The organism is Sphingomonas gellani (assembly GCF_900110035.1).
In the GTDB taxonomy this organism is placed as follows: domain Bacteria; phylum Pseudomonadota; class Alphaproteobacteria; order Sphingomonadales; family Sphingomonadaceae; genus Sphingomonas; species Sphingomonas gellani.
The window spans coordinates 274016-296139 of the sequence record NZ_FOCF01000005.1; the positions used below are offsets into that span (position 1 = coordinate 274016).

A 22124-nucleotide genomic window follows, 5' to 3' on the forward strand; every position below is an offset into this window, starting at 1 on the left:
AAGTCTAGATCGACGTAGCCGGCAGGATCAGCGTCGCGGCCAAGCCCGGTTCGTTATCGGCCAGCTCGAAGCGTCCACCATGCAAACGCGCCACCGCCTCCACCAACGCCATGCCCAGCCCCGCGCCGGGCGTGGTGCGCGCGCTGTCCAGCCTGCCGAACCGCTTCAATGCCTGCGCGCGGTCGGCAACCGCGATGCCTGGCCCGTGGTCGGCGACGCGTATCGCCACACCACCCTCCGCATGACCCAGCGTCAGCGTGACGGTGCCACCCGACCCGCCATGCTTGACCGCATTGTCGAGCAGGTTGGCGACGGCTTGGCTCAAGAGCTCGCGGTGCAGCGGCATCGTCGGCAGGCCAGCCGCGATGCCTGCGTCGAACGCCAGGCCCGCCTCCTCCACTACGGGTTCGTACAATTCGGCGATGGCGCCGATCAGCTCGGCCGGATCGGATTGCGTGAAACGATCACGGGATACCGCTTCGGAACGGCTGATCTCAATCACCGTGGTCAGCATGCGCATGACCAGATCGGTTTCGGTCAGCAACCCGTTCAGTGCCGCTTCGCGCCCGCCGGCCTCGGACATCAACACCGCCTGTTCGGCTCGCGTGCGCAGGCGGGCGAGCGGAGAGCGCAGGTCATGGGCCAGGCTGTCGGTGACCAGCCGCAACTCGCTCATCAGGCGCTCCACCTTGGCCAGCATGGCGTTGAGCCGTACCCCCAGCCGATCAAAGGCATCGCCACCCGACGCGGCGGGCACGCGGCGGGACAGGTCCCCCTCCCCGGCCGCTTCCACCACGCCCGCGATGGCGTCCATCCTGCGCGAGACATATTGCGCGACCACCAGCCCGGCACCGATCCCCAGGACAAGGCTGAGCAACACCGCAAGGCCCAGTGCCCCCTCTATGGCCCGCTCCTCCGCCGCGATCACGTCCAGCATGCGACCGGTGAGCAGCCAGTGCGAGCCGATGGGATGCAGGGCGAAGCCGGCATCACGCTCGCTCCAGCCGGGCGCGTCGGACACATGCCCCACCGCGAACGGCAGCGTCTCCAGCCGCGCCGCAAGATGATCCGGGCCGCGCCCCACGACCTTCCTGCCTTGACCATCGATCAGGGCCCCGATCAGGGTCATGTCGCCCGGAACGCGCGGTCCGCGCAGCGCTTCGACCAGCGCGGGTTGGCCGCCCGTGCGCCATACCGCCAGCAGCGCGTCGGTCCGCTCCACCGTCTCGCGCCGCACCTCGGCGATCGTCTGGTCATGCGTCTGCTTCCAGACGAAGCCGACCAGCACCAGATTGGATATCAGCGCCAGCGCGATCGACAAAAGGGTGATGCGCGCGGAAACCGACAGCCGCACCCCCGGTCAGCCCTCCGCCGACAGCTTGTAACCCGCCCCGCGCACCGTGTGCAGGATCGGCGTCGCGAAGCCATCCTCCAGCTTGCGCCGCAGGCGGCCGATATGCACGTCAACCACGTTCGATCCCGGGTCGAAATGGTAGTTCCAGATCTTCTCCAGCATCATCGTGCGGGTGACCACCTGCCCGGCATGACGCGCCAGGAACTCCAGGATACCGAACTCCCGCGCGCCAAGCGGGATGGCCCGCCCGGCGCGGGTGACCGACCGCGCCAGCAGGTCGATCTCCAGATCACCGACGCCCAATCGCGTCTTCATCGGCTCCGCACTGGTGCGATCGGTGCGGCGCACCAGCGCCTCGATCCGCGCCGACAGCTCGGCGAACGAAAAGGGTTTGCACAGGTAGTCGTCGGCGCCGGCCTTCAACCCGTCTACACGGTCGTCGACGCTGGCCAGGGCCGACAGGATCAACGCCGGCGTCGCAATGCCTGCGGCCCGGATCGCGCTGACCATCGCCAGCCCGTCCAACCCGGGCAGCATGCGGTCCGCGATGATGAGGTCGAAAATGCCCTCACTAGCCAGGAACAGTCCGTCACGGCCATTCCCGCACGTCTCTACGGCATAACCCGCCTCGACCAGGCCCTTGGCGATATAGGAGGAGGTGGAGGTGTCGTCTTCCACGATCAGGATCTTGCGCGACATGGCGGCCTTTCAGCACTTGCGGTCTGACGCGAAAGGCCGACGGAAAGCACGCTTCCCGCCGGCCCCCGACGGCACCCCCGGGAGTTCGGGCGCCGAGCTGGATATCTCTTGCGACGCATCGGCGTCGAGAGGTGTTTTATAGCAACGCTCTCATGCAGATAGCGGTGACCGGGGCGTGAAAAAGCTGTCATGCACCGTCGGGGGCAACAGCGCCGAGATCGCGCGGCCTCGGCCGAGCCGGGGCGCCGCCCGCGCCCGTGAGCATGGTAGCGCTGCGCAACGGGTTTAGCGGCTAAGTTGTGCGGCACCTGAGACCGAGACTTAGCGAGATCTAACGCAGCTTCGTGGCCGGCTACCGTGCGAATGCGCACGCCCCCGATCTGATCGGGCCCACGTCAGGGCAGCCCAGCCACGAGTTCAACAACCTATCGTTTTCGCGGGTATGCCGCCCACGCCGAAACATGCCGGGTCACCGCATGTTCTGAAGAACGACCGCGAGAAAGCGAAATCGCCGCGATCAATCGCGGCTGTCGAGAACCGCCACAATCTGCTCGCCCACGGTGGCCATGTCGGCCATGCCGTCGATCCGCGACACCAATCCACGCTCTTCGTAAAAGGGAAGGATCGGCGCGGTCTTGGCCCGGTATTCTGCCATCCGGGTGCGAACGGTGTCCGCATTGTCGTCAGGGCGCCGCTTGAACTCCGTCGAACCGCATACGTCGCAAGTGCCTTCGACCGCAGGCTGCTTGAAGCGGTCGTGATACCCGGTCCCGCACACCGCACAGGTGTACCTGCCGACGATCCGCTCGATCAGCGCACCCTCGTCCACCTCCAGCTCGATCACATGATCGAGCTTACGGCCGCGTTCGGCCAACAGAAGGTCCAGAACCTCCGCCTGAGCCTCGGTCCGGGGAAATCCGTCGAAAATGGCGCCGGACCCGATATCCATCGCATCCAGCCGCTCTCCGATCAGCGCCGAGACGATCGCGTCGGATACAAGCTCGCCGGCTTCCATCACGGCCTTCGCCTTCAGGCCCGCTGGCGTCCCCGCCTTGACCGCCTCACGCAGCATGTCACCGGTGGACAGTTGCACCATGCCGCGCTCCGCGACCAGCCGCTGCGCCTGGGTTCCCTTGCCCGCCCCAGGCGGCCCCAGCAGGATGATGTCCACGCGATCGCACTCCCCAGATTATCGTCAGCCGCGCGCCGTCCGGCGCTCCCGCCCGCTCAGCGGACGCGCCGGCCCCTCAACTTCGCCTTCTTGATCAGGTCGCCATATTGCTGCGCCAGCAGGTGGCTCTGGATCTGCGTCACCGTATCCATCGTGACGTTGACCACGATCAGAAGGCTGGTTCCGCCCAGGTAGAACGGTATCGACAGAGCCGACACCAGATATTCGGGCAGCAGACAAATGATCGTCAGATACGCCGCGCCAAGCACCGTGATGCGCGTCAACACATAGTCGAAATACGTCTCGGTGTTCTTGCCTGGGCGAATGCCGGGGATGAACCCGCCGTGCCGCTTAAGATTGTCCGCCGTCTCCTCGGGGTTGAACACCACCGCCGTGTAGAAGAACGAGAAGAAGATGATCCCGGCGGCGTACAGCGCCATGTACACCGGGCTGCCATGCTGCAGATACTGGTTCAGGGTGATGATGAAATCGCCCCACTTGCTCTCACCGGCCACGCGCTGCCCGGCGAACTGGCTGATCGTCAGCGGCATCAGCAGCAGCGACGACGCAAAGATCGGAGGAATGACGCCCGCCGTGTTCAGCTTCAGCGGCAGGTGGCTGCGGTCCGCCTGCATGCCCCGTTGCGTCGCACGCTTCGGATACTGGATCAGGATGCGCCGCTGCGCCCGCTCCATGAAGCAGATGAACAGCACCAGCGCGACCACCGCGACGATGATGCCGATCAGGCGGACGGGATCGATCGACCCCGTGCGGCCACCCTCCAGCAGGTTGACCAGCGTCGTGGGCAGATGTGCCACGATGCCCGCCATGATGATCAGGCTCACCCCGTTGCCGATGCCGCGTGTGGTGATCTGCTCACCCAGCCACATCAGGAACATGGTCCCGCCGATCAGCGAGATCACGGCGGCAAGACGGAACATGAAGCCCGGCTCGATCACCGCCTGGATGCCAGAGTTCGCGCCCAACGTCTCGAGGCCGACGGCAATGAAGTAACCCTGTACGGCGGTCAGCGCGACCGTGCCGTAGCGGGTGTATTGGTTCAGCCGCTTGCGGCCAGACTCCCCTTCCTTCTTGATGGCGGCAAGTTGCGGGCTGAGCGACGTCGCCAACTGCACGACGATCGACGCCGTGATGTACGGCATCACGCCAAGCGCGATCAGGCTCATGCGGCTGAGCGAGCCACCCGAGAAGGTGTTGAAGAAGTCGAGCACACCGCCGGTGGTCCGCTGGCTCAGGATGCCGAGCGCCGTCGGGTCCACGCCGGGCAGCGGCACATAGCTCAGCAGGCGGAAAACGATCAGCGCGCCGATCGTGAACCACAGCCGCTTCTTGAGGTCGGTGGCCTGAGCGAATTTCGCTAGGCTGATGCTTTGCGCCATCTGGTCGGCTGCGGATGCCATCGTGTGTGCGTATCCTGGTGCGTACTCCCGACGACGCTCGCGGTCCTCGGGCCTGGAAACAAAAGCGGCGGGATGCGTTGTGACCCGCCCCGCCGCTCATATAGGCGTCAATGGCGCCTTGTCTAATGCTGGTCGCAACAGCGACGTCATCAAACCGGACGAGTGGATCCCGAGGAACACATCGTCCGGCCTGATTGCAGCGGCTTACGCCTTCTTCGCGGCCTTCGTCTTGCCCTTTTTGGCAGCGGCCTTTTCCGCGGCCGGGACGATCGTGGGGATCGTCACCGATCCACCGGCCTTTTCGACCGCCTCACGTGCGGACGCCGACGCACCCGCAACCGTGAAGCTCAGCTTGGCCGAGAACTCACCCTTGGCGAGCAAACGCACGCCGTCCTTGCCGCCACGGGCCAGTCCGGCCGCCTTCAGCGCGGCGTGATCGATGTCGGTGCCGGTCAGCTTGCCCGCATCGACCGCCTTCTGGATCGCGCCCAGGTTCACCTCGGCATGATCCTTGGCGAAGATGTTGTTGAAGCCACGCTTCGGCAGACGCATGTGGAGCGGCATCTGGCCGCCCTCGAAGCCTGCGATGGACACGCCCTCGCGGCTCTTCTGACCCTTCTGGCCGCGGCCGGCAGTCTTGCCCTTGCCGGAGCCGATACCGCGTCCGACGCGGATCTTGGACTTGCGGGAACCGGGATTATCGCGGAGATCGTTCAGGTTCATGATGTGCACTCGCTTTCGCTTTTGTCGCGCTGATGGAAAAAGGAAGGGGGCCGCTTAGCCCCCCTCCCCGTACTTGTCACCTGTGAAGTCGAGAAGGGCTCAGCCCTCCTGAACCTCGACCATGTGCTGCACCTTGCGGATCATGCCGCGCACTTCAGGGCTGTCCCGAAGCTCGCTAACCCGGTGCATCTTGTTCAGGCCCAGACCGACCAGCGTCGCGCGCTGGTCCTTCGTCCGGCGGATCGGCGATCCGGTCTGCTTGATCTTGATCGTCGCCATGCTCGCTTACTCCACAACGGCCGCGGCATCCGCCTCGGCGGACTGGGCGGTCGCGTTCTGACCACGGCCAAGCAGATCGGCGATCTTCTTGCCACGGCGCTGCGCAACGCTCTTCGGGCTGGTCTGGTCGCCCAGTGCCTCAAAGGTCGCGCGGATCATGTTGTACGGGTTGGACGTACCGACCGACTTGGTCACCACGTCTGCCACGCCCAGGCTCTCGAAGATAGCGCGCATCGGGCCACCCGCGATGATGCCGGTGCCCTGAGGCGCCGAACGTACGGTCACGCGGCCCGCGCCGAAGTGCCCGTTGCCGTCATGATGCAAAGTACGGCCCTCACGCAGCGGGACGCGGACCATCGCCTTCTTGGCCGCCGCAGTCGCCTTGGAGATCGCCTCAGGCACCTCGCGCGCCTTGCCGTGACCGAAGCCGACCCGACCCTTGCCGTCGCCTACGACGACCAGCGCCGCGAACCCGAAGCGCTTGCCGCCCTTCACCGTCTTTGACACGCGGTTGATGTGAACGAGCTTCTCGATCAGCTCTTCGCCACCATCCTCGGCGCCACGACGATCGTCGCGACGACCGCGATTGCCGTCACGACCACCACGACCGCGATCACCGCCGCCCGGACCACCACGCCCACGACCGCCACGAGGGCCGCGCGACTGAGGAGCCTCGCTGGCGCCGGCCTCTGCCGGAGCGCCCGGCTGCGCCTGGATTTCGTTGGTGTCAGCCATGATTAGAACTCCAGTCCGGCTTCACGAGCCGCCTCGGCCAGCGCCTTGACGCGACCGTGATACAGGAAGCCGCCACGGTCGAACACGACCTGCGTCACGCCCGCCGCCTTTGCGGCCTCCGCGACACGACGACCAACTGCGGTCGCCGCGTCGACGTTCGCTGTGGCACCCTCGTGCCCGGCCAGCGTCGATGCCGAAGCCACGGTCCGACCAGCCTCGTCGTCGATCACCTGGGCATAGATGTGCTTGCCCGAGCGATGAACGGACAGACGAGGACGCGTACCCGACCGCGCCCGAAGCGCGGTACGATTGCGGCGACGCCGCTTTTCGAAAAGAGAAAGACCCTTGGCCATTACTTCTTCTTCCCTTCCTTGCGGAAGATGAACTCGCCGTCGTACTTGATGCCCTTGCCCTTGTACGGCTCAGGCTTCCGCCACTGACGGACCACCGCTGCGAGCTGGCCGACCTTCTGCTTGTCGGCGCCACTGATCTCGACGGTGGTGGGATCGGGGGTCTTCACCTCCAGGCCCTCCGGCACGTCGATGTTGACGTCGTGGCTGTAACCGAGCTGCAGCTTCAGGATCTTGCCCTGCGCTGCCGCGCGGTAGCCGACGCCGGTGATGACCAGCTTCTTGGAGAAGCCCTGCGTCACGCCGGTGACCAGGTTCTGGACCAGCGTGCGCTGCATGCCCCAAAAGGCCTGCGCCCGCTTTGTGTCGTTCGCCGGCTGCACTGCGATCTGATCGCCCTGCACGTCGTACGTGACCTGCTCAACCATCTGCAGAGACAGTGAGCCCTTCGGACCCTTCACGGTCAGCCGACCGTCCTGCGTCGTCGCGGTGACCCCGGCCGGGATCGCCACGGCCTTTTTGCCGATGCGGCTCATCAGAACACCTCCGCCAGCACTTCGCCACCGACATTCTGCTCGCGCGCCTCGGCGTCGGACAGAACGCCACGCGGCGTCGACACGATGGTGATGCCCAGGCCGTTCATCACGCGCGGCAGGTCTTGCGACCCGCTATAGACGCGACGACCGGGCTTAGACACGCGCGCAACATGCTTGATCGCGGGCTGGCCTTCGAAATACTTCAGCTCGATGCGCACGCCGGCGGCGGGGCCCATCTGCTCTTCGCTGTAGCCACGGATGTATCCCTCGCGCTGCAGCACGTCGAGAACGCGGACACGCAGCTTGCTGGAGGGCGAGAGGACGGAGTCCTTGCGCGCACGCTGGCCGTTGCGGATGCGGGTGAGCAGGTCACCCAGGGGATCGGTCACTGCCATGATCGTGTCCTTACCAGCTCGACTTCACGACACCGGGGATCAGGCCCTTGTTGGCCAGATCGCGCAGCATGACGCGTGCGAGACGGAACTTGCGGTAATAAGCGCGCGGGCGCCCCGTCAGCTCGCACCGGTTGCGGATGCGGGTCGGGTTCGCGTTGCGCGGCAGTTCGGCCATCTTCAGGCGGGCGATCATGCGCTCACCATCATCCAACGTCTTGTCGTTGGCCTGGGCCTTCAGCTTCGCGTACTTGCCGGCATATTGCTTCACCAGCTTCTTGCGACGCTCGTTCTTGTTGATCGAACTCAGTTTCGCCATTGGACTTAAGCTCTTCCAGTTGGCCCCCCGACCCGAAAGCCGGGGGACAGGTCGTTATTACGCGGCCTGCCGCTCTTCGGCGGCCTGGTCCTGCGGGAACGGGAAGCCGAACAAACGAAGCAGCTCGCGCGCCTCTTCGTCGGTCTTCGCCGAGGTGGTGACGATCACATCCATGCCGCGCACCTTGTCGATGCGGTCATAGTTGATCTCGGGAAAAATGATCTGCTCCTTGATGCCGCAGGCATAGTTGCCGCGACCGTCGAAGCTCTTGGGGTTCAGACCACGGAAGTCGCGAACGCGCGGCAGCGCAATCGTGATGAAACGGTCGAGGAACTCGTACATGCGCTCCCGACGCAGCGTCACCTTGACGCCGATCGGCATGCCTTCACGCAGCTTGAACTGCGCGATCGACTTCTTCGCCTTGGTGATCACGGGCTTCTGACCGGCGATCAGCTCCATCTCGGATGCCGCCTGGTCGACGCGCTTCTTGTCCTGGGTCGCCTCGCCTACACCCATGTTCAGGACGATCTTCTCGATGCGCGGGATCTCGAGCACGTTCTTGTAGCCGAACTTGTCGACCATCGCCTTGACGATGCGATCGTCATAGATCGCCTTCATTCGCGGCTTGTAGGAATCAGCCATTGATCGCCTCCCCGGTCTTCACGGCCACGCGGACCTTCTTGCCGTCCTGCGTCTCGAAGCGGACGCGGGTGGGCTTGCCGTCCGCGGTCACGTGCGCGACCTTGGAGATGTGCATCGGGGCTTCGGAACGCTCCAGACCGCCCTGCGGGTTGGCCTGGGTCGGCTTGCGGTGGCGGGTCGCAACATTCACGCCCTCGACCACGACCTTGCCGTCCTTCGGCAGCGCCTGGGTGACGGTGCCCGTCTTCCCCTTGTCCTTGCCGGACAGAACGACGACGCGGTCGCCCTTCTTGATCTTCGCGGCGGCCATTACAGCACCTCGGGCGCAAGAGAGATGATCTTCATGTGCTTCTTGCCACGCAGCTCGCGCACCACCGGGCCGAAGATACGGGTGCCGATCGGCTCCTCGTTCTTGTTCACCAGAACGGCGGCGTTGCTGTCGAAGCGGATGGTCGAGCCGTCCGCACGATGAATGTCCTTCGCGGTGCGGACGATGACGGCGCGATGCACGTCACCCTTCTTCACGCGCCCACGCGGCTGCGCTTCCTTGATCGACACCACGATGATGTCGCCGACGCCGGCGGTACGACGCTTCGAACCGCCAAGCACCTTGATGCACTGCACCCGCTTCGCGCCGCTGTTGTCAGCGACGTCGAGATTGGACTGCATCTGGATCATGGATCCTGCTTCCTTCTCTTACCTGGGGTGGATACCGACCCAGCCCCGCCTATAAAAAACGAACCCCGGCGCGGACTCGCCGCACCAGGGGGAGCGACGCCCCTACCGTCTCACGTCCGGGAATGCAAGCACTCCCGTTTGTGGCCCAGCCTTTCGACCGGGCCGCCAAGCTCAGGCGTCGACGTCCACCCGATCCGGAGCCGCCATCGCGCCCACGCGCTCCAGCACCTTCCAGGTCTTAAGCTTGGACATTGGCGCGGTCTCTTCGATCCGCACCGTTTCGCCAGCCTTGAACTCGTTCGCCTCGTCATGGGCGTGATACTTCTTCGAACGACGGATGATCTTGCCGTAGAGCGGGTGCTTGACCTTGCGCTCCACGTTCACGACCACCGTCTTGTCGCCCTTGTCGGAGACGATCAGCCCGGTCAGCACGCGCTTCGGCATGTGCTCTTGTCCTTACTTGCCAGCCGCAGCCGAACGCTGCGCCTGGAGGGTCTTGATGCGCGCGATATCCTTGCGGACCTCACGCACGCGGCTCGGCTTCTCCAGCTGGCTGGTGGCGGCCTGGAAGCGCAGGTTGAACTGCTCGCGCTTCAGGTTGCTTAGGCTCTCACCCAGCTGATCGTCGCTCTGGCCGGCGTAATCGATCTTGTTGGCCATCTTACTCGCCTCCGAGGTGCGAGGTGTCGCCCAGGCGGGCAACGACCTTGGTCTTGATCGGCAGCTTCATCGCAGCACGCTCGAACGCTTCACGGGCGAGGTTGCCGTCGACACCGTCGAGCTCGAACAGAATGCGGCCCGGCTTGACACGGGCGACCCAGAACTCGGGCGCGCCCTTACCTGAGCCCATGCGGACCTCGGCAGGCTTCGACGAGACGGGAACGTCCGGGAAGATGCGAATCCACAAACGCCCCTGGCGCTTCATGTGGCGGGTGATCGCGCGGCGAGCCGCCTCGATCTGGCGGGCGGTGATCCGCTCCGGCTCCATGGCCTTCAGGCCATAGGCGCCGAAGTTCAGGTCGGTACCACCGGGCGCCTTGCCCGAGATGCGGCCCTTGAACGCCTTGCGGAACTTGGTGCGCTTTGGTTGCAGCACTTTTCGTTACTCCTTAGCGGGGTCGGATCAGCGACGGTCGTCGCGAGCCGGACGGACGCCGGAGGTCTGGGCCTCCATCATCAGCCGGTCGGTCGCCATCGGGTCGTGACCCAGGATCTCGCCCTTGAACACCCAGACCTTCACGCCGCATACCCCGTAGGAGGTATGCGCCTCGGCCTCGGCATAGTCGATGTTCGCACGCAGCGTGTGCAGCGGCACACGGCCTTCGCGGTAGCTTTCGGCACGCGCGATTTCGGCGCCGCCCAGACGACCGCCGCAAGCGACGCGAATGCCTTCCGCACCCAGACGAAGCGCCGACTGTACCGCGCGCTTCATGGCGCGACGGAATGCGATACGACGCTCCAGCTGGTCGGCGATCGACTGCGCGACGAGACGCGCATCAACCTCGGGCTTGCGGATCTCGACGATGTTCAGCGACACGTCGGACGACGTCATCGCACCCAGCGTCTTGCGCAGCTTCTCGATGTCCGAGCCCTTCTTGCCGATGATCACGCCGGGACGTGCGGCAAAGACGGAGATACGGCACAGCTTGGCCGGGCGCTCGATCACCACCTTCGAGATCGCGGCCTGAGGCAACGTCTTCATGATGTACTGGCGGATCTTCAGATCCTCCAGCAGCAGGCGACCATAATCCGCACCCTCGGCGAACCAGCGGCTGTCCCAGGTGCGGTTGATCTGCAGACGCAGACCGATCGGGTTAGACTTCTGACCCATTATGCTTCTTCCTGCTCGCGGACGACGATGCGAAGCCGCGAGAACGGCTTCAGGATGCGCGTCGACTTGCCGCGGCCGCGGGTGGCGAACCGCTTCATGGTGATCGACTTGCCGACCGACGCCTCGGCGACGACGAGCGCGTCGACGTCGAGGTTGTGGTTGTTCTCGGCATTGGCGATCGCCGAAGCGAGCACCTTGCGAGCGTCGACAGCCATCGCCTTGGTCGAGAACTGCAGGATGTTCAGCGCGTCGCCGGCCTTCTTGCCACGGATCAGGCCCGCGACCAGGTTCAGCTTCTGCGCAGATCCGCGGATCTGCGTGCCGACGGACAGGGCTTCCTTGTCGCCGACCTTGCGGGGGGATGCTGGCTTGCTCATCAGCGCTTGCCCTTCTTGTCCGCGGCGTGGCCGGGGAAGTAGCGCGTCGGCGCGAATTCACCCAGCTTCATGCCGACCATGTCCTCGTTGATCGACACCGGCACGAACTTCTTGCCGTTGTATACCGTGAACGTCAGACCGACGAACTGCGGCAGGATGGTGGAACGGCGCGACCAAGTCTTGATCGGCGCACGGCCACCGGCGTCCTGCGCGGCTTCGGCCTTCTTGAGCAGGCTCAGTTCGACGAACGGGCCCTTCCAGACAGAGCGAGCCATTACTTCTTCCTCGCGTGGCGGCTACGGATGATCATCTTGTCCGTGCTCTTGTTGTGGCGCGTACGCGCACCCTTGGTCGGCTTGCCCCACGGGGTGACCGGATGACGGCCGCCCGAGGTCCGGCCTTCACCACCGCCGTGCGGGTGGTCTACCGGGTTCTTCGCGACACCGCGGGTCAGCGGACGCTTGCCCATCCAGCGGGTGCGGCCGGCCTTGCCGAAGTTCTGGTTCTGGTTGTCGGGGTTCGACACCGCACCAACCGTCGCCATGCAATCGCTGCGGATGTAGCGCTGCTCGCCCGAGTTCAGGCGGACGATCACCATACCGCGATCACGACCGACGACCTGGACGTAAGTTCCGGCGGACCGCGCGATCTGACCGCCCTTGCCCGGCTTCATCTCCACATTGTGGACGATCGTGCCGACGGGCATCTGGCCCAGCTCCATGGCATTGCCCGGCTTCACATCGGTCTTCTTGCCCGCGACTACCTTGTCACCGGCCTGCAGACGCTGCGGCGCGATGATGTAGGCCTGCTCGCCGTCGCCATAGGACACCAGCGCAATGAAGGCGGTACGGTTGGGATCGTATTCCAGCCGCTCGACCGTGCCCTCGACGTCCCACTTGCGGCGGGTGAAGTCGATGTAACGGTACTTCTGCTTGTGACCGCCCGCGATGCCGCGGCTGGTCACATGACCCTTGTTGTTGCGGCCGCCCGTCTTCAGCTTGCCCTCGGTCAGAGCCTTGACAGGCTTGCCCTTCCAGAGCTGCGACTTGTCGACGAGGATCAGGCCACGCCGGGCCGGGCTCGTCGGGTTGTATTGCTTGAGTGCCATGACCCTCAGACCCCCGTCGTCACGTCGATCGACTGACCGTCGGCGAGCGTGACGATCGCCTTTTTCACGTCGGACTTGGTGTAGGGCACGCCCTTCCACCGCTTCGTCTTGCCCTTCTGGACGATCGTGTTGACGCCCTTCACGGTGACGCCGAACAGCGCCTCGACGGCCGCCTTGATCTGCGGCTTGGTCGCGGTGTTGGCGACCTTGAACACCACGGCGTTCTGCTCGGACATGAGCGTCGCCTTTTCGGTGATGTGCGGCGCGACGATCACGTCATAGTGACGCACGTCCACCTGGTTCTGCGGCTTAGCCATTGAAGCGCGCCTCCAGCTGTTCGACGGCTGCGCGGGTCAGAACCAACGTGTCCGCCTTGATGATGTCATAGACGTTCGCGCCCACGGCCGGGAGCATGTCCACGCCCTTCAGATTGCGAGCGGCCAGGAAGCTGTCGCCAGCGACGCCGTCGATGACCAGCGTCCGCTTTCCCGTGCTCAGGCCTGCGAAGTGGCCCTGGAGCTCCTTGGTCTTCGCGACCTCGAAGCCGTCCAGGACGATCAGCGAACCCGCCTTTGCGTGGCTGGACAGTGCCATCTTCAGACCCAGCGCGCGAACCTTCTTGTTCAGCGACGGGTTGAAGTCACGGACGCGAGCGCCGTGCGCCTTGCCGCCGCCGATGAACACCGGAGCGCGCCGATCGCCGTGACGGGCGACGCCGCCGCCCTTCTGGCGACCGAGCTTCTTGCCCGAACGCGCAACGTCCGAACGCTCGCGCGTGCCACGCGCGGTCGCGCGGCGCTTCTCGAGCTGCCAGGTCACCACGCGGTGCAGGATGTCGGCACGCGGGTCGAGGCCGAAGACCTCGTCCGAGAGCTCGATGTCCGCCGCATTGGCGCCGGCGAAGGATTGAACCTTGACCTGCACTTATGCCTCCTGGGCGTCGCTCGCCCCGGCGCTCTGAGCAGCCTCGGCGGTGTTGGAATTGGCGGTCTTCAAACCGGCCGGCATCGGAGCGTCGGCATGGCGGTCGACCTTGACCGCGTCCTTGACGAACAGCCAGCCACCCTTCGAGCCAGGCACCGAGCCCTTTACGAAGATCAGGCCGCGCTCGACGTCGGTCGACACGATCTCGAGGTTCTGCTGGGTGCGGTTGCGATCGCCCATGTGGCCGGCCATCTTCTTGTTCTTGAAGACGCGACCCGGATCCTGGCGGTTACCGGTCGAACCGTGCGAACGGTGGCTGACCGAGACGCCGTGCGTCGCGCGCAGGCCGCCGAAGTTCCAGCGCTTCATCGCACCGGCAAAGCCCTTACCCTGGGTACGACCCTGGATATCGACCAGCTGGCCTGCGACAAAGTGATCGGCGGCCAGTTCGGCACCGACGTCGAGCAGATTGTCCTCGGTCACGCGGAACTCGGCAACAACCGCCTTCGGCTCAACCTCGGCCTTGCCGAAATGACCGCGCTGCGGCTTTGCGACGTTCTTCGCCTTGGCGATACCTGCGCCAAGCTGGACGGCGGTGTAGCCATCCCGATCCATCTCGCGACGGGCGACGACCTGAAGCGCCTCGATCTGCAGGACGGTAACCGGCACGTGGCGGCCGTCGTCCCCGAACAGGCGGGTCATCCCCATTTTCTTCGCGATCACGCCAGTACGCATGATCCACTACTCCTTGACAGAGGCACCCACAGGCCCATCCCATGGGTGCGTGCGACCCCCGCCGAAGCGAGGATCGGGTCAGCCCGGATTATTCGAAGCGAGCCCCGTCCCGGGCCGGTTGAACCCACGCATGAGCGCAGGAACACGACGGAAGACGCTGTCCCGGCTGACAAGCAACCGGCGGTATCTTAAATGCCACAACGCGGCGGGACCGGAGTCGACCGCGGCGAGGTGCGGCCCTTACGCCAGCTTGATCTCGACGTCAACGCCGGCGGCGAGATCGAGCTTCATCAGTGCGTCGACGGTCTGCGGGGTCGGCTGCACGATGTCGAGCAGACGCTTGTAGGTGCGCGTCTCGAACTGCTCGCGCGACTTCTTGTCGATGTGCGGGCCGCGGTTCACGGTGAACTTGTCGATGTGGGTCGGCAGCGGTATCGGGCCGCGGATCAGCGCGCCGGTCCGACGCGCGGTGTCGGCAATGTCGCCGGCCGCCTGGTCGAGAACGCGGTGATCGAACGCCTTCAGGCGGATGCGGATATTGTTGTCCATGGTCCCTACCGGTTCGTGCGCAACACCTCGGCCGCTTCCCGGACCATGCCGGTCCGAGGCTCGTGCCGCAGGCGGGAGCCGGCGGGATGAGATCCCCGCTGAGGAAAGCGGAGAAAGCGGAGAAAGAGCGTTACTCTTTTGTCTCGTGAGTGGGGCCGCATAACGGCACCCTCATAAAAAGGCAACCGCCCGACGCTCCTTTCGGTGCATCGGGCGGAACCTTTTTTCAGCTGCGCGGGTAACCCCCGCGCCGCGCCTTACTTGGCGATGCCGCTCACCACGCCGGCGCCAACGGTACGACCGCCCTCACGGATGGTGAAACGCTGACCGACGTCCATCGCGATCGGGGCGATCAGCTTGATGCCCAGAGCGACGTTGTCGCCCGGCATCACCATCTCGGTGCCCTCGGGCAGCTCGACGGTGCCGGTCACGTCCGTGGTCCGGAAGTAGAACTGCGGACGATAGTTCGCGAAGAACGGCGTATGACGGCCACCCTCATCCTTCGACAGGACGTACACTTCCGACTGGAAGTCGGTGTGCGGGGTGATCGAACCCGGCTTTGCGAGCACCTGGCCACGCTCCACCTCGTCACGCGCCACGCCACGGATCAGCGCGCCGATGTTGTCGCCGGCCTGACCCGAGTCGAGCAGCTTGCGGAACATCTCGACGCCCGTGACCGTGGTCTTGCGGGTGTCGTTGATCCCGACGATCTCGACTTCCTCACCGACCTTGACCTGGCCGGTTTCAACGCGGCCGGTCACCACGGTGCCGCGACCCGAGATCGAGAACACGTCCTCGATCGGCATCATGAACGGCTTGTCGAGCGGACGATCCGGCTGCGGGATGTAGTCGTCGACGGCCTTCATCAGTTCCAGAACGGCGTCCTGGCCCAGCTTCTGGTCCGAACCCGAGAGAGCGGCGGTCGCCGAACCCTTGATGATCGGGATGTCGTCGCCCGGGAACTCGTACGAGGACAGCAGCTCGCGAACCTCGAGCTCGACGAGCTCCAGGATCTCTTCGTCGTCGACCAGGTCGACCTTGTTCATGAACACGACCATCGCGGGCACGCCGACCTGACGCGCGAGCAGGATGTGCTCACGGGTCTGCGGCATCGGGCCGTCGGTCGCGGACACGACCAGGATCGCGCCGTCCATCTGCGCCGCGCCGGTGATCATGTTCTTCACATAGTCGGCGTGGCCGGGGCAATCGACGTGCGCATAGTGACGGTTGGCGGTCTCGTACTCGACGTGTGCGGTCGAGATGGTGATGCCGCGCTCACGCTCTTCCGGCGCCTTGTCGATGTTCGCGAAGTCGACGGCGACGCCGCCCGACGTGTCGGCCAGCACCTTGGTGATCGCCGCGGTCAGCGAGGTCTTGCCATGGTCGACGTGACCGATGGTGCCGATGTTGAGGTGCGGCTTGTTCCGCTCGAATTTCGCCTTTGCCATTGTTTCCTACCTTCGTGGGTTTGGTTCCGGATTCGCTACGGAGCCGCGCCGGACGCGGCCCCATAGCGGGTGTTTTCAGCTTATGCCAGCCCTGGGACCGGCAGGCCCGATCAGGCCAGCTTCGCCTTCACCTCGTCGGCGACGTTCTGCGGCACTTCGTCATAGTGCGAGAACTGCATCGAGTATTGCGCTCGACCCTGCGTGAACGAGCGCAGCGCGTTGACGTAACCGAACATGTTGGCCAGCGGCACCATCGCCTCGACCGTCTGGGCGTTACCGCGCGTGTCGGTGCCCTGGATCTGGCCACGACGGCTGTTCATGTCGCCGATGACGTCACCCAGATAATCCTCCGGGGTAACGACCTCGACCTTCATGACCGGCTCGAGCAGCGTGATGCCAGACTTCTGCGCCGCTTCGCGCATTGCGCCGCGGGCGGTGATTTCGAACGCCAGCGCCGAGGAGTCGACGTCGTGATACGCGCCGTCATACAGCGTGATCTCGAAGTCGATGATAGGGAAGCCGACGAGCGAACCCGTGGCCGCCGTCTCACGGAAGCCCTTCTCGATCGCGGGGATATATTCCTTGGGAATATTACCGCCCTTGATCTCGTCCTTGAAGATGATGCCCGCGCCGCGCTCGCCCGGCGTCAGCTTCACCTTTACGCGGCCGAACTGACCGGTGCCGCCCGACTGCTTCTTGTGGGTGTAGTCGATGTCGACGGGCTTCTTCAGGTATTCGCGATACGCCACCTGCGGAGCGCCGACATTCGCCTCGACCTTGAACTCGCGCTTCATGCGGTCGACCAGGATCTCGAGGTGGAGCTCGCCCATCCCCTTGATGATGGTCTGGCCCGATTCGGCATCCGACGACACGCGGAACGAGGGATCTTCGCGAGCGAGGCGATTGAGCGCCACGCCCATCTTTTCCTGGTCGGCCTTGGTCTTGGGCTCCACCGACAGTTCGATCACCGGCTCCGGGAACTCCATACGCTCCAGGATGATCGGCGCCGACTGCGCACACAGCGTGTCGCCGGTCGTGGTGTCCTTCAGGCCCGCCAGCGCGACGATGTCGCCGGCATAGGCTTCGGTGATGTCCTCACGGCTGTTCGCATGCATCAGCAGCATGCGGCCAACCTTTTCCTTCTTGTCCTTCACCGAGTTCTGGACCTGCGACGCCGCCTCGAGCTTGCCCGAATATATGCGGGCGAAGGTCAACGTGCCGACGAACGGATCGTTCATGATCTTGAACGCCAGCGCCGAGAACGGTGCCGCGTCGTCGGACGGACGCTCGTCCGGCGTTTCGCCGTCGAGCTTCACGCCCTTGATCGCGGGAACGTCGAGCGGGGACGGCAGATAGTCGATCACCGCGTCGAGCAGCGGCTGGACGCCCTTGTTCTTGAACGCGGAGCCGCAGACGACCGGCACGAACGCCATGCTGAGCGTACCCTTGCGGATCAGCTTCTTCAGCGTCGCGATGTCGGGCTCGTTGCCCTCCAGATACTGCTCCATGACCTCGTCGTCGAGTTCGACGGCCATCTCGATCAGGTCGCTGCGGTACTTCGCAGCCTTCTCCACCATGTCGGCAGGGATGTCCTGATATTCGAACTTCGCGCCCAGGCTCTCCTCGAGCCAGATGATCGCGCGGTTCCCGACCAGGTCGACCAGGCCCTTGAACCCGCCCTCGATACCGATCGGCAGGTACAGGACCGCCGGACGCGCACCCAGGCGCTCGATGATGGAGTTGACGCAGAAATAGAAGTCAGCGCCCGTCCGGTCGAGCTTGTTGACGAAGCACATCCGCGGCACGCCGTACTTGTCGGCCTGACGCCACACCGTCTCGGACTGCGGCTCGACACCAGCCACGCCGTCGAAGCACGCAACCGCGCCGTCGAGCACGCGCAGCGAACGCTCGACCTCGATGGTGAAGTCGACGTGGCCGGGCGTGTCGATGATGTTGATGCGGTTGTCGTTCCAGAAACAGGTCGTCGCGGCGGACGTGATCGTGATGCCGCGCTCCTGCTCCTGCTCCATCCAATCCATCGTCGCGGTGCCCTCATGGACCTCGCCGATCTTGTAGGACTTGCCGGTGTAATACAGGATACGCTCGGTAGTCGTGGTCTTGCCGGCATCGATGTGCGCCATGATGCCGATATTGCGGTAGCGCTCGAGCGGATGGCTGCGGGCCATGGATCGGGTTTCCTTAGCAATGTGGGGAGCAGGCGCGTCGCCGGCTCCCCACCATATAGTTCAGATTGCGGTGGCTTCCAAGCCTGCCGCCGGGCTTACCAGCGGTAGTGCGAGAAGGCGCGGTTCGCTTCTGCCATGCGGTGCGTGTCTTCACGCTTCTTGACCGCATTACCGCGGTTGTTGGCCGCATCCATCAGCTCACCCGACAGGCGTGCCGCCATGGTGTTCTCCGACCGGCTGCGCGCCGCGGAGATCAGCCAACGGATCGCGAGCGCCTGCGCACGCTCCGGACGAACCTCGACCGGAACCTGGTAGGTGGCGCCGCCGACGCGGCGGCTGCGGACCTCGATGCCCGGCTTGATGTTGTTCAGCGCGTCGTGGAACACGCCCAGCGGATCGCGCTTGGCACGGTTCTCGACCGTTTCCAGCGCGCCGTAGACGATCAGTTCGGCGACCGACTTCTTGCCGTCATACATGACGGAGTTCATGAACTTGGACAGAACCTCATCCCCAAACTTGGGATCAGGCAGGATTTCCCGCTTTTCGGGACGACGACGACGAGCCATGTGGCTTACCTTTCAATCAGCTTGGAAAATACGGGAGCGACTTACTTGGGCCGCTTCGCACCGTACTTGGACCGCGACTGCTTGCGGTTCTTGACGCCCTGCGTGTCGAGCACGCCGCGCAGCACATGGTAACGCACACCGGGAAGGTCGCGCACACGGCCGCCGCGGATCAGCACCACCGAGTGCTCCTGAAGGTTGTGGCCTTCACCGGGGATGTAGCTGATGACTTCGCGCTGGTTGGTCAGGCGAACCTTGGCCACCTTGCGAAGTGCCGAGTTCGGCTTCTTCGGAGTCGTCGTATACACACGGGTGCAGACGCCGCGCTTTTGCGGGTTCTGCTCCATCGCAGGGACCTTGGACTTGGCCTTCTGCGGTTCGCGGCCCTTTCGGACCAGCTGGTTGATCGTCGGCATGAAGCCTTCACCTTTCAAAGGGTTACTTTGCTGGAGCCTAAAGCCACCGAATACGAAAAGGGCCGTGGCGGTGTCGCCCGGGCCCTGATGAATCCAGCAATGTTCAAGCGTGTTCGCCTGACCGACCGCATGAGGGCCTGCCACATCGAACGGGCGCGCCTATACGCGTCGCTGCCTGCGCGGTCAACGGCCGACCGAAAGCGCTTGAACCCGGCGTGTGGCCCCGCTAAGGGGCGCATCCGCACAGGGGCGTAGCTCAGCTGGTTAGAGCGTCGGTCTCCAAAACCGAAGGCCCTCGGTTCGAATCCGAGCGCCCCTGCCATGCGATCTTGTGGACGAGCCGGCTACCTCTGCCCCATACGCCCGGCCGCGGACCACTTGCCTTCCCCGCCCCTCGCCGTTACATCCGCCCGCAATCCGACAGCGAGGACCTCTCTCGCCGGCCTTCCGAAACGGAGTTGCCGGCGGCGGCCCCATGCCTCGCCGGCGGTTATATTCACCAGTGGGCGAAAGCGCGAAACGTGGCCAAGACGACCCCCATCGAGTTCTTCAACCAGGTCCGGGCCGAGACGCGGAAGGTCGTATGGCCGACCCGACGCGAGACCGTGATGACCGGCGTGATGGTGGTGATCATGACAACCATCCTGGCGCTGTTCTTCCTGGCGGTGGACTCGTTCTTCAACGCGGTCGTTACCGGGCTGCTGAAGCTCGCCAGCAACTAAAACAAGCAAGGGATACGGAAACTCATGGCGCGCTGGTACATCATCCACGCCTATTCCGGGTTTGAGGGCAAGGTCCGCGACGCGATCATGTCGGAAGCGACCCGCCTCGGCCTGGAGCGCCTGGTCGAGCAGATCGAGGTCCCGACGGAGACCGTGACCGAGGCGCGCCGCGGGAAGAAGATCGCGGTGGAGCGCAAGTTCATGCCCGGCTACGTCCTCGCCAAGCTCGACATGAACGATCAGGTCTATCACCTGGTCAAGAACACGCCGAAGGTGACCGGCTTCCTCGGCGCCATGGGCAAGCCGCAGGCGATCAGCGAGTCGGAAGCGGCTCGCATGCTTCAGTCCAAGGAAGAGACTGCCGCGGCGCCGAAGCAGAAGATCAAGGTCGATTTCGAGATCGGCGATGCGGTCAAGGTGCTCGAGGGCCCGTTTGCCAGCTTCAACGGCACGGTCGAGGAGCTCGATTTCGACAAGGCCAAGGTCAAGGTGTCGGTGTCGATCTTCGGCCGCGCCACGCCCGTGGAACTCGATTTCGAGCAGGTCGAACGGTCGAAGTAATTCGCTCGGCCGAAACCCGGCCACATCACGCAAACCGGACGGCGCGATATCGACCAGGTCGATGCCGCGCCGTTTGCATATCGAGTCGACGAGTGATAAGGGCGCGCGCTTCCACCGATCATCGCTGGAAACCATTGCGGGAGGGCGTCTTTGCGCGTCCGCTGACCGCTAAACTTGAAACAGAGTGAGTCATGGCAAAAAAGATCACCGGCTATATCAAGCTGCAGGTGCCTGCGGGCTCCGCGAACCCGTCGCCGCCGATCGGCCCGGCGCTGGGTCAGCGCGGCGTCAACATCATGGAATTCTGCAAGGCGTTCAACGCCCAGACCGGCGAGCAGCCCAAGGGCACGCCACTGCCGACCGTCATCACCGTCTATGCGGATCGGTCCTTCTCGTTCGAGACCAAGACCCCGCCCGCGACCTATCTGCTGAAGCAGGCCGCAAACCTGAAGTCGGGTTCGAAGGAGCCGGGCAAGGCGACTGCAGGCAAGATCAAGCGCTCGCAGCTGTCCGAGATTGCGACCGCCAAGATGAAGGACCTGAACGCGAACGACCTCGAGGCGGCGACCCGCATCATCGAAGGTTCCGCCCGCGCGATGGGCCTCGAAGTGGTGGAGGGCTGAGATCATGGCCAAGCTGAGCAAGAAGCAGAAGGTTTGGAACATCTCGCCTGAGACGCTGCATGGTATCGACGAGGCGATCGCCCTCGCCAAGACCAACGCCACCAGCAAGTTCGACGAAACCATCGAGTTGTCGCTGAACCTAGGTGTCGATCCGCGTCACGCCGACCAGATGGTCCGCGGCGTGGTCAACCTGCCCAAGGGCACCGGCAAGACCGTCCGCGTCGGCGTGTTCGCACGCGGCGCGAAGGCGGACGAGGCGCGTGAGGCCGGAGCTGACGTCGTCGGCGCCGAGGACCTGATGCAGACGATCCAGGACGGCACGATCGACTTCGACCGCTGCATCGCGACCCCCGACATGATGGGCGTCGTCGGTCGTCTCGGTAAGGTGCTGGGTCCCAAGGGCCTGATGCCGAACCCGAAGCTGGGCACCGTGACCATGAACGTCGCACAGGCGGTCAAGGACGCGAAGAGCGGCCAGGTCGAGTATCGCGTCGAGAAGGCCGGCATCATCCATTCGGGCATCGGCAAGGCGTCGTTCCCCGCCGAGGACCTGCGCGCCAATTTCGACGCTCTGGTCGACGCGGTCGTCAAGGCGAAGCCGTCGGGCGCCAAGGGCAAGTACGTCAAGAAGATCGCGCTGTCCTCGACCATGGGTCCGGGCATCCGCATCGACGTGACCGAGGTTGCAGGCGGCTGATCCGCTTCCTAGGTAAATGATCGAAAGGGGCCGGGAGCGATCCCGGCCCCTTTGTTTTTTGTCGAATTCCAAGACGTTGCGCGAT

At 64.6% G+C, this 22124-nt stretch carries 33 protein-coding genes and 1 tRNA gene; 5 read left to right on the forward strand and 29 right to left on the reverse strand.

Annotation, left to right across the window (positions count from 1 at the left end):
- Positions 1-4 precede the first annotated feature (4 nt).
- The 29 genes from BMX37_RS11695 to rpsL form a co-directional block, all read right to left on the reverse strand.
- Positions 5-1354, reverse strand: a complete 1350-nt coding sequence (locus BMX37_RS11695) for a sensor histidine kinase (protein ID WP_093665918.1) — start codon at positions 1352-1354, stop codon at positions 5-7.
- A gap of 6 nt (positions 1355-1360) precedes the next feature.
- On the reverse strand, positions 1361-2053 hold the full coding sequence (locus tag BMX37_RS11700; RefSeq protein WP_093665919.1) for a response regulator transcription factor: 693 nt from the start codon (positions 2051-2053) through the stop codon (positions 1361-1363).
- 517 nt (positions 2054-2570) lie between these two features.
- A complete protein-coding gene (locus BMX37_RS11705; RefSeq protein ID WP_093665920.1) occupies positions 2571-3224 on the reverse strand; it encodes an adenylate kinase in 654 nt (217 codons plus the stop codon).
- Between the two features lie 56 nt (positions 3225-3280).
- Entirely contained in the window at positions 3281-4645 is a 1365-nt protein-coding gene (secY, locus tag BMX37_RS11710; RefSeq protein WP_093665921.1) for a preprotein translocase subunit SecY, read from the reverse strand.
- A gap of 204 nt (positions 4646-4849) precedes the next feature.
- Entirely contained in the window at positions 4850-5368 is a 519-nt protein-coding gene (gene rplO / locus BMX37_RS11715; RefSeq protein WP_093666010.1) for a 50S ribosomal protein L15, read from the reverse strand.
- Positions 5369-5467: 99 nt separating this feature from the next.
- Positions 5468-5647, reverse strand: a complete 180-nt coding sequence (gene rpmD / locus BMX37_RS11720) for a 50S ribosomal protein L30 (protein ID WP_093665922.1) — start codon at positions 5645-5647, stop codon at positions 5468-5470.
- 6 nt (positions 5648-5653) lie between these two features.
- A complete protein-coding gene (gene rpsE / locus BMX37_RS11725; RefSeq protein WP_093665923.1) occupies positions 5654-6382 on the reverse strand; it encodes a 30S ribosomal protein S5 in 729 nt (242 codons plus the stop codon).
- A gap of 2 nt (positions 6383-6384) precedes the next feature.
- Positions 6385-6735 (reverse strand): 50S ribosomal protein L18, encoded by a 351-nt coding sequence (rplR, locus tag BMX37_RS11730; RefSeq protein WP_093665924.1) that lies wholly within the window; start codon positions 6733-6735, stop codon positions 6385-6387.
- Positions 6735-7268 carry a 50S ribosomal protein L6 gene (gene rplF / locus BMX37_RS11735; RefSeq protein WP_093665925.1) on the reverse strand — a complete coding sequence of 178 codons (534 nt, stop codon included), beginning with the start codon at positions 7266-7268 and terminating at the stop codon, positions 6735-6737. The genes rplR and rplF overlap by 1 nt, the downstream gene beginning before the upstream one ends.
- Complete coding sequence (rpsH, locus tag BMX37_RS11740; RefSeq protein WP_093665926.1) at positions 7268-7663, reverse strand: 30S ribosomal protein S8; 396 nt, start codon at positions 7661-7663, stop codon at positions 7268-7270. The genes rplF and rpsH overlap by 1 nt, the downstream gene beginning before the upstream one ends.
- 10 nt (positions 7664-7673) lie before the next feature.
- Positions 7674-7979, reverse strand: a complete 306-nt coding sequence (gene rpsN / locus BMX37_RS11745) for a 30S ribosomal protein S14 (RefSeq protein WP_093665927.1) — start codon at positions 7977-7979, stop codon at positions 7674-7676.
- A gap of 57 nt (positions 7980-8036) precedes the next feature.
- Entirely contained in the window at positions 8037-8621 is a 585-nt protein-coding gene (gene rplE, locus BMX37_RS11750) for a 50S ribosomal protein L5 (protein ID WP_093665928.1), read from the reverse strand.
- Positions 8614-8931 (reverse strand): 50S ribosomal protein L24, encoded by a 318-nt coding sequence (gene rplX / locus BMX37_RS11755; RefSeq protein WP_093665929.1) that lies wholly within the window; start codon positions 8929-8931, stop codon positions 8614-8616. The genes rplE and rplX overlap by 8 nt, the downstream gene beginning before the upstream one ends.
- Positions 8931-9299 (reverse strand): 50S ribosomal protein L14, encoded by a 369-nt coding sequence (gene rplN / locus BMX37_RS11760; RefSeq protein WP_093665930.1) that lies wholly within the window; start codon positions 9297-9299, stop codon positions 8931-8933. The genes rplX and rplN overlap by 1 nt, the downstream gene beginning before the upstream one ends.
- A gap of 171 nt (positions 9300-9470) precedes the next feature.
- A complete protein-coding gene (rpsQ, locus tag BMX37_RS11765; RefSeq protein ID WP_093665931.1) occupies positions 9471-9743 on the reverse strand; it encodes a 30S ribosomal protein S17 in 273 nt (90 codons plus the stop codon).
- Between the two features lie 12 nt (positions 9744-9755).
- Positions 9756-9959: a 50S ribosomal protein L29 gene (gene rpmC, locus BMX37_RS11770; protein WP_093665932.1), complete on the reverse strand. Its 204-nt coding sequence runs from the start codon at positions 9957-9959 to the stop codon at positions 9756-9758.
- Position 9960: 1 nt separating this feature from the next.
- Entirely contained in the window at positions 9961-10395 is a 435-nt protein-coding gene (rplP, locus tag BMX37_RS11775; protein ID WP_093665933.1) for a 50S ribosomal protein L16, read from the reverse strand.
- 27 nt (positions 10396-10422) lie between these two features.
- Complete coding sequence (rpsC, locus tag BMX37_RS11780) at positions 10423-11130, reverse strand: 30S ribosomal protein S3 (protein ID WP_093665934.1); 708 nt, start codon at positions 11128-11130, stop codon at positions 10423-10425.
- A complete protein-coding gene (gene rplV / locus BMX37_RS11785) occupies positions 11130-11507 on the reverse strand; it encodes a 50S ribosomal protein L22 (RefSeq protein WP_093665935.1) in 378 nt (125 codons plus the stop codon). The genes rpsC and rplV overlap by 1 nt, the downstream gene beginning before the upstream one ends.
- Positions 11507-11782, reverse strand: a complete 276-nt coding sequence (gene rpsS / locus BMX37_RS11790) for a 30S ribosomal protein S19 (protein ID WP_093665936.1) — start codon at positions 11780-11782, stop codon at positions 11507-11509. Before rpsS ends, rplV begins: the two co-directional genes overlap by 1 nt.
- Positions 11782-12615, reverse strand: a complete 834-nt coding sequence (gene rplB / locus BMX37_RS11795) for a 50S ribosomal protein L2 (protein ID WP_093665937.1) — start codon at positions 12613-12615, stop codon at positions 11782-11784. Before rplB ends, rpsS begins: the two co-directional genes overlap by 1 nt.
- Before the next feature lie 5 nt (positions 12616-12620).
- A complete protein-coding gene (locus tag BMX37_RS11800) occupies positions 12621-12932 on the reverse strand; it encodes a 50S ribosomal protein L23 (protein ID WP_093665938.1) in 312 nt (103 codons plus the stop codon).
- Positions 12925-13539 carry a 50S ribosomal protein L4 gene (rplD, locus tag BMX37_RS11805; RefSeq protein ID WP_093665939.1) on the reverse strand — a complete coding sequence of 205 codons (615 nt, stop codon included), beginning with the start codon at positions 13537-13539 and terminating at the stop codon, positions 12925-12927. Before rplD ends, BMX37_RS11800 begins: the two co-directional genes overlap by 8 nt.
- Positions 13540-14274, reverse strand: a complete 735-nt coding sequence (gene rplC, locus BMX37_RS11810; protein ID WP_093665940.1) for a 50S ribosomal protein L3 — start codon at positions 14272-14274, stop codon at positions 13540-13542.
- Between the two features lie 240 nt (positions 14275-14514).
- Positions 14515-14823 (reverse strand): 30S ribosomal protein S10, encoded by a 309-nt coding sequence (rpsJ, locus tag BMX37_RS11815; protein ID WP_033921125.1) that lies wholly within the window; start codon positions 14821-14823, stop codon positions 14515-14517.
- Positions 14824-15080: 257 nt separating this feature from the next.
- A complete protein-coding gene (tuf, locus tag BMX37_RS11820; protein ID WP_093665941.1) occupies positions 15081-16271 on the reverse strand; it encodes an elongation factor Tu in 1191 nt (396 codons plus the stop codon).
- Positions 16272-16381: 110 nt separating this feature from the next.
- On the reverse strand, positions 16382-18457 hold the full coding sequence (fusA, locus tag BMX37_RS11825) for an elongation factor G (RefSeq protein WP_093665942.1): 2076 nt from the start codon (positions 18455-18457) through the stop codon (positions 16382-16384).
- Positions 18458-18552: 95 nt separating this feature from the next.
- Entirely contained in the window at positions 18553-19023 is a 471-nt protein-coding gene (rpsG, locus tag BMX37_RS11830; protein WP_093665943.1) for a 30S ribosomal protein S7, read from the reverse strand.
- 41 nt (positions 19024-19064) lie between these two features.
- Positions 19065-19436, reverse strand: a complete 372-nt coding sequence (gene rpsL / locus BMX37_RS11835) for a 30S ribosomal protein S12 (RefSeq protein WP_093665944.1) — start codon at positions 19434-19436, stop codon at positions 19065-19067.
- A 245-nt stretch (positions 19437-19681) separates the two neighbouring features.
- On the opposite strand from rpsL, the gene BMX37_RS11840 reads away from it, so the two are divergent.
- From BMX37_RS11840 to rplA, 5 genes are all read left to right on the forward strand, one after another.
- A tRNA-Trp gene (locus tag BMX37_RS11840) sits at positions 19682-19758 on the forward strand.
- A gap of 199 nt (positions 19759-19957) precedes the next feature.
- On the forward strand, positions 19958-20158 hold the full coding sequence (gene secE / locus BMX37_RS18830; RefSeq protein WP_170841948.1) for a preprotein translocase subunit SecE: 201 nt from the start codon (positions 19958-19960) through the stop codon (positions 20156-20158).
- Positions 20159-20182: 24 nt separating this feature from the next.
- Positions 20183-20719, forward strand: coding sequence for a transcription termination/antitermination protein NusG (gene nusG, locus BMX37_RS11850; protein WP_093665946.1), 537 nt, complete (start codon positions 20183-20185; stop codon positions 20717-20719).
- Between the two features lie 191 nt (positions 20720-20910).
- Positions 20911-21342, forward strand: coding sequence for a 50S ribosomal protein L11 (rplK, locus tag BMX37_RS11855; protein WP_093665947.1), 432 nt, complete (start codon positions 20911-20913; stop codon positions 21340-21342).
- 4 nt (positions 21343-21346) lie between these two features.
- A complete protein-coding gene (gene rplA, locus BMX37_RS11860) occupies positions 21347-22039 on the forward strand; it encodes a 50S ribosomal protein L1 (RefSeq protein WP_093665948.1) in 693 nt (230 codons plus the stop codon).
- Positions 22040-22124: the final 85 nt, after the last annotated feature.

Bases quoted from the DNA above. Each gene is read 5' to 3' on its own strand.
- BMX37_RS11700 (WP_093665919.1), bottom strand. From the start codon at position 2,053: ATGTCGCGCAAGATCCTGATCGTGGAAGACGACACCTCCACCTCCTCC.
- secY (WP_093665921.1), bottom strand. From the start codon at position 4,645: ATGGCATCCGCAGCCGACCAGATGGCGCAAAGCATCAGCCTAGCGAAA.
- rplO (WP_093666010.1), bottom strand. From the start codon at position 5,368: ATGAACCTGAACGATCTCCGCGATAATCCCGGTTCCCGCAAGTCCAAG.
- rpmD (WP_093665922.1), bottom strand. From the start codon at position 5,647: ATGGCGACGATCAAGATCAAGCAGACCGGATCGCCGATCCGCCGGACG.
- rpsE (WP_093665923.1), bottom strand. From the start codon at position 6,382: ATGGCTGACACCAACGAAATCCAGGCGCAGCCGGGCGCTCCGGCAGAG.
- rplR (WP_093665924.1), bottom strand. From the start codon at position 6,735: ATGGCCAAGGGTCTTTCTCTTTTCGAAAAGCGGCGTCGCCGCAATCGT.
- rplF (WP_093665925.1), bottom strand. From the start codon at position 7,268: ATGAGCCGCATCGGCAAAAAGGCCGTGGCGATCCCGGCCGGGGTCACC.
- rpsH (WP_093665926.1), bottom strand. From the start codon at position 7,663: ATGGCAGTGACCGATCCCCTGGGTGACCTGCTCACCCGCATCCGCAAC.
- rpsN (WP_093665927.1), bottom strand. From the start codon at position 7,979: ATGGCGAAACTGAGTTCGATCAACAAGAACGAGCGTCGCAAGAAGCTG.
- rplE (WP_093665928.1), bottom strand. From the start codon at position 8,621: ATGGCTGATTCCTACAAGCCGCGAATGAAGGCGATCTATGACGATCGC.
- rplX (WP_093665929.1), bottom strand. From the start codon at position 8,931: ATGGCCGCCGCGAAGATCAAGAAGGGCGACCGCGTCGTCGTTCTGTCC.
- rplN (WP_093665930.1), bottom strand. From the start codon at position 9,299: ATGATCCAGATGCAGTCCAATCTCGACGTCGCTGACAACAGCGGCGCG.
- rpsQ (WP_093665931.1), bottom strand. From the start codon at position 9,743: ATGCCGAAGCGCGTGCTGACCGGGCTGATCGTCTCCGACAAGGGCGAC.
- rpmC (WP_093665932.1), bottom strand. From the start codon at position 9,959: ATGGCCAACAAGATCGATTACGCCGGCCAGAGCGACGATCAGCTGGGT.
- rpsC (WP_093665934.1), bottom strand. From the start codon at position 11,130: ATGGGTCAGAAGTCTAACCCGATCGGTCTGCGTCTGCAGATCAACCGC.
- rplV (WP_093665935.1), bottom strand. From the start codon at position 11,507: ATGAGCAAGCCAGCATCCCCCCGCAAGGTCGGCGACAAGGAAGCCCTG.
- rpsS (WP_093665936.1), bottom strand. From the start codon at position 11,782: ATGGCTCGCTCTGTCTGGAAGGGCCCGTTCGTCGAACTGAGCCTGCTC.
- rplB (WP_093665937.1), bottom strand. From the start codon at position 12,615: ATGGCACTCAAGCAATACAACCCGACGAGCCCGGCCCGGCGTGGCCTG.
- BMX37_RS11800 (WP_093665938.1), bottom strand. From the start codon at position 12,932: ATGGCTAAGCCGCAGAACCAGGTGGACGTGCGTCACTATGACGTGATC.
- rplC (WP_093665940.1), bottom strand. From the start codon at position 14,274: ATGCGTACTGGCGTGATCGCGAAGAAAATGGGGATGACCCGCCTGTTC.
- rpsJ (WP_033921125.1), bottom strand. From the start codon at position 14,823: ATGGACAACAATATCCGCATCCGCCTGAAGGCGTTCGATCACCGCGTT.
- tuf (WP_093665941.1), bottom strand. From the start codon at position 16,271: ATGGCAAAGGCGAAATTCGAGCGGAACAAGCCGCACCTCAACATCGGC.
- fusA (WP_093665942.1), bottom strand. From the start codon at position 18,457: ATGGCCCGCAGCCATCCGCTCGAGCGCTACCGCAATATCGGCATCATG.
- rpsG (WP_093665943.1), bottom strand. From the start codon at position 19,023: ATGGCTCGTCGTCGTCGTCCCGAAAAGCGGGAAATCCTGCCTGATCCC.
- rpsL (WP_093665944.1), bottom strand. From the start codon at position 19,436: ATGCCGACGATCAACCAGCTGGTCCGAAAGGGCCGCGAACCGCAGAAG.
- nusG (WP_093665946.1), top strand. From the start codon at position 20,183: ATGGCGCGCTGGTACATCATCCACGCCTATTCCGGGTTTGAGGGCAAG.
- rplK (WP_093665947.1), top strand. From the start codon at position 20,911: ATGGCAAAAAAGATCACCGGCTATATCAAGCTGCAGGTGCCTGCGGGC.
- rplA (WP_093665948.1), top strand. From the start codon at position 21,347: ATGGCCAAGCTGAGCAAGAAGCAGAAGGTTTGGAACATCTCGCCTGAG.